General features: G+C 66.2%; 7 protein-coding genes. 3 read left to right on the top strand and 4 right to left on the bottom strand.

Annotated features, from left to right (window positions below):
• Window positions 1-261: 261 nt before the first annotated feature.
• Window positions 262-768, bottom strand: a complete 507-nt coding sequence (locus RMO40_RS03950) for a cupin domain-containing protein (protein ID WP_309716609.1) — start codon at window positions 766-768, stop codon at window positions 262-264.
• Window positions 769-842: 74 nt separating this feature from the next.
• Here RMO40_RS03950 and recQ point away from each other — a divergent pair, with 74 nt between their 5' ends.
• Together recQ and RMO40_RS03940 are read left to right on the top strand one after the other, a co-directional pair.
• Window positions 843-2,726 carry a DNA helicase RecQ gene (gene recQ, locus RMO40_RS03945; protein ID WP_309716605.1) on the top strand — a complete coding sequence of 628 codons (1,884 nt, stop codon included), beginning with the start codon at window positions 843-845 and terminating at the stop codon, window positions 2,724-2,726.
• A 28-nt stretch (window positions 2,727-2,754) separates the two neighbouring features.
• Window positions 2,755-3,696: a hypothetical protein gene (locus tag RMO40_RS03940; RefSeq protein WP_309716602.1), complete on the top strand. Its 942-nt coding sequence runs from the start codon at window positions 2,755-2,757 to the stop codon at window positions 3,694-3,696.
• On the opposite strand, the gene RMO40_RS03935 is transcribed toward RMO40_RS03940, so the two are convergent.
• Window positions 3,693-4,253: a TetR family transcriptional regulator C-terminal domain-containing protein gene (locus RMO40_RS03935; protein WP_309716599.1), complete on the bottom strand. Its 561-nt coding sequence runs from the start codon at window positions 4,251-4,253 to the stop codon at window positions 3,693-3,695. The genes RMO40_RS03940 and RMO40_RS03935 overlap by 4 nt on opposite strands.
• Window positions 4,254-4,518: 265 nt before the next feature.
• On the opposite strand from RMO40_RS03935, the gene RMO40_RS03930 reads away from it, so the two are divergent.
• A complete protein-coding gene (locus tag RMO40_RS03930; protein WP_309716595.1) occupies window positions 4,519-4,926 on the top strand; it encodes a hypothetical protein in 408 nt (135 codons plus the stop codon).
• A 130-nt stretch (window positions 4,927-5,056) separates the two neighbouring features.
• Here the strand turns inward: RMO40_RS03930 and RMO40_RS03925 are convergent, their stop codons facing one another.
• Both RMO40_RS03925 and RMO40_RS03920 read right to left on the bottom strand, forming a co-directional pair.
• Window positions 5,057-5,338, bottom strand: a complete 282-nt coding sequence (locus RMO40_RS03925) for an Ig-like domain-containing protein (RefSeq protein WP_309716593.1) — start codon at window positions 5,336-5,338, stop codon at window positions 5,057-5,059.
• Window positions 5,339-5,379: 41 nt separating this feature from the next.
• Window positions 5,380-6,764 (bottom strand): VWA domain-containing protein (locus RMO40_RS03920; RefSeq protein WP_309716591.1); only part of this gene is annotated, 1,385 nt, incomplete at its 5' end.

The following is a 6,764-nucleotide window of genomic DNA, read 5'->3' as shown; positions in this document are numbered from 1 at the left end:
GAAGTAGCGGTAAGGGTCGTCGATCTTCGTGCCGTGGTAGTTCTCGGTCACGTTGCGCACGGCGGCCGTGGGCAGGCTGGTCTGGGCCAGGCCAGCGACGGCGGTGGTGCCCAGCGCGAGGGCCACGGCGGCGCGGCGCAGTTGATAAAACGCGAGCTTCATGGTGTGAAGGTTCCTGAGATGAAGCCAGCCGCGCAAGGGTGGTTGCGCGGCCGGGTGGGGAGAGGCGTGGTTGCCGGTGGCGAAGTTAGCACGCCGCGCTCAGGGCTCGCCATCCCAATAATCGAGGGCATCTTTCAGAGGATGCATCTGGTCGAACCCATAAGGATCGCCGTCGCGCGTGGCCGAAGCGAGGTACTTGCCGGAGTCGGGGTACTCGACCACCTCGGGGCTGTCTTTGGTGCCGATCGACAGGTACTTGAGCGGTGCGGCCGAGGTGTTGATGATCTGGTGCGGGTAAGCGGGGCCGGGCGGAATGAACATCACGTCGCCCGTGCGGATGGGCAGCATCTCGCCAGCCACCCGCAGCGTGCCTTCACCTTCGAGCACGATGAACATCTCTTCTTGGGCGTAATGGAAGTGGTAGGGGCAGGCGCGCTTGCCGGGAGGAACGGTGTCGACACTCGCCCCGAGTTTCTGGGCAGCGGTGCCGGCCGCCAGGCGAGCGCCGGCCCACTCGTAGAGCGGCTCGCGCGTCTCGTGCTTGAGCGGCACCTCGTTGAAGTTGCGGATGAGCAGCTGGCGCAGGGTGTCGGCGCGGTCGGTCATTGGAGGGCCTCCTTGTGGGGGAGCTCAGCCTACCGCACGAGGGGCTCGCGTACCATGCCGCATTCGCCTCCGCCATGCCGCCTCTCACCTCTCCCGCTCTCGACTCGACCGACCCTCTGCACATCCTGCAGGAAGTGTTCGGCTACCCCGCCTTCCGCGGCGCGCAAGAAGCCATCATCGACCACGTGGTGGGCAACGGCGACGCGCTGGTGCTCATGCCCACCGGCGGCGGCAAGAGCCTGTGTTACCAGGTGCCGGCGATTGCGCGCCACCGCGCCGGCCACGGTGTGGCGGTGGTGGTAAGCCCGCTGATCGCGCTGATGCACGACCAGGTGGGCGCGCTCGAAGAAGCGGGCGTGCACGCTTCGTTTCTCAACTCCACCCTCACGCTGGAAGAGACGCAAAAGATCGAGCGCGAGATGATGAGCGGGCGCCTGGTGCTGCTCTACGCGGCGCCCGAGCGGGTGACCACGCCGCGCTTTCTGGCGCAGCTCGATTCGCTCAACGAGCGCGGCCTGCTGAGCCTGTTCGCCATCGACGAGGCGCACTGCGTGAGCCAGTGGGGCCACGACTTCCGTGAAGACTACCTGGCGCTCAACGTGCTGCACGAGCGTTACGCCAACGTGCCGCGCATCGCGCTCACCGCCACGGCCGACGACCTCACGCGGGCCGACATCATCGAGCGGCTTGCGCTTTCAGAAGCGCGCATCTTCATCAGCAGCTTCGACCGGCCGAACATCCGCTACGGCATCGTCGAAAAAGACAACGCACGTGCGCAACTGCTGCGTTTCATCAACGACGAACATGAAGGCGACGCCGGCATCGTGTATTGCCAGTCGCGCAAGAAGGTGGAAGAAACCGCCGACTGGCTGAAGAGCGAGGGCATCAACGCGCTGCCGTATCACGCCGGGCTTGACGCCGACGTGCGCCGCCGCCACCAAGACAGGTTTTTGCGCGAAGACAGCGTGGTGATGGTGGCCACCATCGCCTTCGGCATGGGCATCGACAAGCCCGACGTGCGCTTCGTGGCCCACCTCGATTTACCCAAGAACATCGAGAGTTATTACCAGGAGACCGGCCGCGCCGGCCGCGATGGTTTGCCCGCCGACGCCTGGATGGCCTACGGCCTGGCCGACGTGGTGAACCAGCGCCGCATGATCGACGACAGCACCGCGGGCGAAGAGTTCAAGCGCGGCCAGGTCGGCAAGCTCGAAGCGCTGTTGGCGCTGGCCGAGGCACACGACTGCCGGCGCGTGCGGCTGTTGTCGTACTTCGGTGAAGACAGCACGCCCTGTGGCAATTGCGACAACTGCCTCAACCCCCCGGCCACCTGGGACGCGACCGAAGCCGCACGCAAGGCGCTCAGCTGCATCTACCGCTTTCACCAGAACGGTGGCCAGCGGTTCGGTGCGGTGCACCTGATGGACGTGCTGCGCGGCAAGGCCACCGACAAGGTGTCGCAGTACCGGCACCAGTCGCTCTCCACCTTCGGCATCGGTGCTGACGTGAGCGAGGCGCAATGGCGTGCGGTGTTGCGACAGCTGATCGCGCTCGGGCATTTGCGCACCGAGGGTGAATACAACACGCTGGAACTCACGCCGAGCGCACGCGAGGTGCTACGCGGCGATGTGAGCCTGTTGCTGCGCGTGCCCAGCGACACACCCAAGCGGGGCAAGTCCAGCAAGACGGGCAAGGTCACGCGCGGCAAAGACAAGCCACCGCCCATCGCGCTCGACAATGAAGGCACCGAGCGTTTCACCGCTCTCAAGGCCTGGCGCGCAGAGGTGGCCAAGGAACATGGGCTGCCGGCCTACGTGATCTTTCACGACGCCACCCTGGCCGAGATGGCGCGGGCCAAGCCCGCCTCGCTCGACGAGATGTCGACCATCAGCGGCGTGGGCGCGAAGAAGCTCGAAGCCTATGGGCGCGAGATCCTGCGGGTGCTGGCGCTGGCGTAAGCTGAGGGTTCGTCTGCAGGAGACCGTCATGACGCCTTCAGCACTTCGCCACACCCTGCGCTGCGTCACCGTGGTGACTGCGGCCCTGTTGTCGGCCTGCGGCGGCAACAGCGAGAACGGCAGCGATACCCCACAAAACCCCGTCGGCTCGAACACCGCGCAATCGGTGAGCGCCAACACGCTGGTGCTCGGCCCGGACACGGTGAACGCCAATGCGGCCGTGCTGCGTACGGCACAGGCGGTGGTCGCCGGTGGTCAGGCCGCCACGACCATCGCCTGCAGTGGCGGTGGCACCGCACGCTTCACCGCCAGCGGCGGCAGCGGCCTGAGCCTGCTCAACGGCGTGCTCGATGCAGGCGAGCGCTACAGCATCTTGTTCGACAACTGCCGCGTGTCGGCCGGCGCCGAGAACTTGAGCGGCCTGATGAGCCTCGACGTGATCAGCGCCTCGGCCAACGAGATGACGGTGCAGACCCGCACCCAGGGCATCGTGGTCGAACGACCTCACCGCACGCTGACGCTGAATGGCAGCTCCACCCTCTCGCAATCGACCGTCACCAACGGCGCGACCGTCACCACGACCCACCGCTGGGTGTCACCCCAGATCGCACTGACCAGCCTGCACAACACCAACCTCAGCAGCCTCAGCTTCAGCCACGTCGACCTCACCACCACCAGCACCACCGTCAACGGCGTGCTGACGGGCAGCACCAGCAGCGGCACCCTCACGATCACGGTGGCTTGGCCGGGCAACAGCTGGTCGGCCACCATCGCCACCCAGGGCCCGGCTTCTTACGATGCGAACGGCGTGGCGACCCAAGGCAGCTGGTTGATGACGCTGCCGCACGACCGCATCGGCCTGGTGTTGACTGCGGGTCTCGCCACCGTGACGCTGGACAGCGGGGCCAACGGCAGCATCGACCACACCTTCTTCTTCGGCGTGCTGGCCTTGATGGCGGCTGCGGCTTAGACGGCGAAGCTGCGGTAGGTCGACATCAGCCGTGCGTAGGCCGAGGTCACCCGGTCGAAGCACTTCGGGTCGCGTTTGACGTGGGCGTCGTACATGAAGCCGGTGAGCAGCGAGAAGATTTCGAACACCAGTTGCTCGGGGTCGGTGTCGGGCCGAAGGTGACCGCGCTCGACCGCCTGCCTGGCGGTGCGCTCCAGGGTCTGGCGCCAGACCATCATGCCGTTGACCAGCCGCGAGCGCAGTGCGTCGGGGTGGGCATCGGGGTCGTTGTCGTAGGTGTTGACGGCGTAGTGCGAGGCGATCAGCGCGGTGAGCTCGTTGCCGTGGTGAACCCAGCGGTGCACGATGGCGTTGAGGCGCGGCAGGCCGGCCGGCTCCGACAAGGTGGGCATGAACACGGTGAGTGCAAAAACACGCTCGTATTCGTCGAGCACCAGGATTTGCAGGCTCTCCAGCGAGCCCACCCGCACAAACACACCGCTCTTGCTGATGCCTAATTTTTGGGCAATCGAATTCAAGGTGAGGTTCTGCAACCCCGTGTTGACGGCGATGTCCATGCCCGCCGCCACAATTGCCGCGAGCGTTTGCTCACTCTTCTCGCGCTTCCGAGCCATCCGTGTTCTCACGATTCAAACTGATTACCGAAAGCAAGTATACGGACGGGGATGCAGCAGGAATCCCCCCTGAAATGACGATGGGGCCTCGTGTCAAGTAGTGCCGTGAGTTATGCACAGGCTTGTGTGATCAAGGTGCAACAGGCGCTTCAGCCAAGGGAGTTCCGGTTCGAAAAGACATGTGAGCACTTGTTTTTGGTGAACCGCTATGAGCTACCCGACCCGCACCGCCCTTCTCGCCCTCGCCGTGATGGCCATGGCGCCGAACGCCCAGGCCGGCACGATCGGGTTGCACGTGGCCAGCCACCATGCGCCGGCCAAGAACTACAACAACTCCAACCCCGGCATCTACTACCGCAATGACGAAGGCTGGACGGCTGGCGCTTACCGAAACTCGCTTCGCAAAGACAGCGTGTACGCCGGCTACACCTGGAAGTTTGGCGCGCTCGACGTGACCACCGCCGGTGTCACCGGTTACTTCGACAAGGTGCAGCCGCTGCTCGTGCCATCGATCTCGCTGTTCACCTACCAGGGCATCACGCCGCGCATCGCCTACATCCCCCGCGTGGAAAAGAAGATCGGTGCGCACGTGCTGCACTTGATGATCGAGTACTGATCTCGGGCGGCCCCGCTCAGGGTGCAATGCTGATCGTCACCAGGTTGCTGTCGGTGGCATTGCCCGCGTTGTCGACCGCACGCGCGAACACGATGACCGAGCTGCGCCCGTCGGCGGGTACGAGCAGCTGTCAGTCGTAGGGCGAGGAGCCGTCGGTGCCCAGGCGCACGGCAGTGTTGCCGTCATAGCGGTAGAAGCTCACGTGGTCGATGCCGTTTTCATCGGCTGCGGCGGCGACCAGGCGCACGCTGTCGCCGGCAAAGGCCGACAGCGAAGATGCCGCCAGCTCCACCACCGGCGGCAGGTCGTCGTAGTCGTCGAACTCCAGGTAGATGCCACCGCCGCACGCAGCCAGCAGCACGCTGGCCAGCAGGGCCAGTGTGCGGTGGTGCCAACGCTGCAAGAAGCTCATGGAGGCATGCTACGCCCGGTGTCGCGGCACATCAACCGCGCTCAGCCTCGTTTGAGGCGCGCCAACTCGTCGCCCACCAGGCGCACGACCAGGCGGTCCAGCGTCTGCACCGAATACTGCTTCACGTCGTGCACGGTCTGCGAGCCGGGCCCGCTGGCGGGGTTGCTGGCATCGCGGTAGGTCAGGAAGACAAAACGGCCTGCGGTGTACTGCGCCATCTGGCGGTAGATGTATTCGCCCACCGGGTCGAGGCCACTCGCGCCGACGGCAAACAGCTTGATGCCTTTGGCCAAGGCGGCCTGCATGTCGCGGTCGTATTGTGGGCCGCCGTAGTCGAGGTGCGGCGCTGCATCGGCCACCAGCACCACCATGCGCGCGGCTTGTTGACGCCAGCTCAGGCTGTGCACCACTTCGTGCAGCGCTTCGTTCAGCGCTTCGGGTTTGTCGCCGCCACCATGCGCCTGCACGTTGGCCAGTTGTTGCTGGAAGGCGCCGAGGTCGTTGGTGAAATCGTGCGTGCGGGTCACGTAGGCGTCGCCTCGGTCGCGGTAGGCCACCAGGCCGTAGCAGATGTCGGGCTGGCCGGGCAGCTGTGCGATCTGCTGCGCCATGGCGCGCATGGAGTTCTTGAGCTTGGCGATCTCGTCGCCCATGGAGCCGGTGGCGTCGATCAGGAACACCAGGTCGAGCCGCACTGGCGTGTTGGCCACCGGGCCCAGGCGCACCTGCACCGCTTGCGATTGGCCGCGCAGCAGCATCGCGCGGCTTTGCAGGGTGCCCTTGCGCACCGCCACGCCGAGCGTGCGTTCGCTGATGTCGGGCGACATGAAGGCGCGCGGGTGCAGCCAGACACGGCCGGCGGTGTCGGTGCGGGCCCACATCAGCGGCTGAGCGACACCGGGGCGCTGCACCGCAACCTCGGCGTCGTGCACCGGGTGGCCTTCGGCGTCGGTCACTTCGAGCAGGTAACGCTCGCTGACGTCGCGCTCGCGCACCGGCAGCTGGCCGCTGCGCTGGCGGTAGGCGAGGTATTCGCCGAAGTCGGCGTTGTCATCGACCATGCCGGCCGTGACCGTGGTGTTCACCGGCCGGCGCTGCGCGGGCTGGGGTGGTTGCAGCCAGGGCGAGGGCGCGATCGAAGGAGCGGCATCGGCCGCGGCGCGCGACTCGGCCATTGGCGCTACCGACGCCGGTGCACCTGCGGACTCGCGGCGTTTGGCGAGCGCTGCGTCGTCGCGCGACGATTTCATCTCCCGCCCGTGAAGCCCACCCCAGCCAGTGCCTTGTTGCCCGCCTCCGCCTGGCGCTTCGCGCATGGCCGGAATGCGTTGGCAGTGAGCGGCCGAAGGGGCGCTGAAGGCGGGCGGCGTGAAGTCGACAGCCGTTGGCGGCGGCGAGTCTTGCCAGGCCGGCGGCCACATGTCGC

This window comes from Rhizobacter sp. (genome assembly GCF_031412075.1).
Taxonomy (GTDB): Bacteria; Pseudomonadota; Gammaproteobacteria; order Burkholderiales; family Burkholderiaceae_C; genus Rhizobacter.
This window is presented reverse-complemented; position numbering and strand designations above follow the sequence as displayed.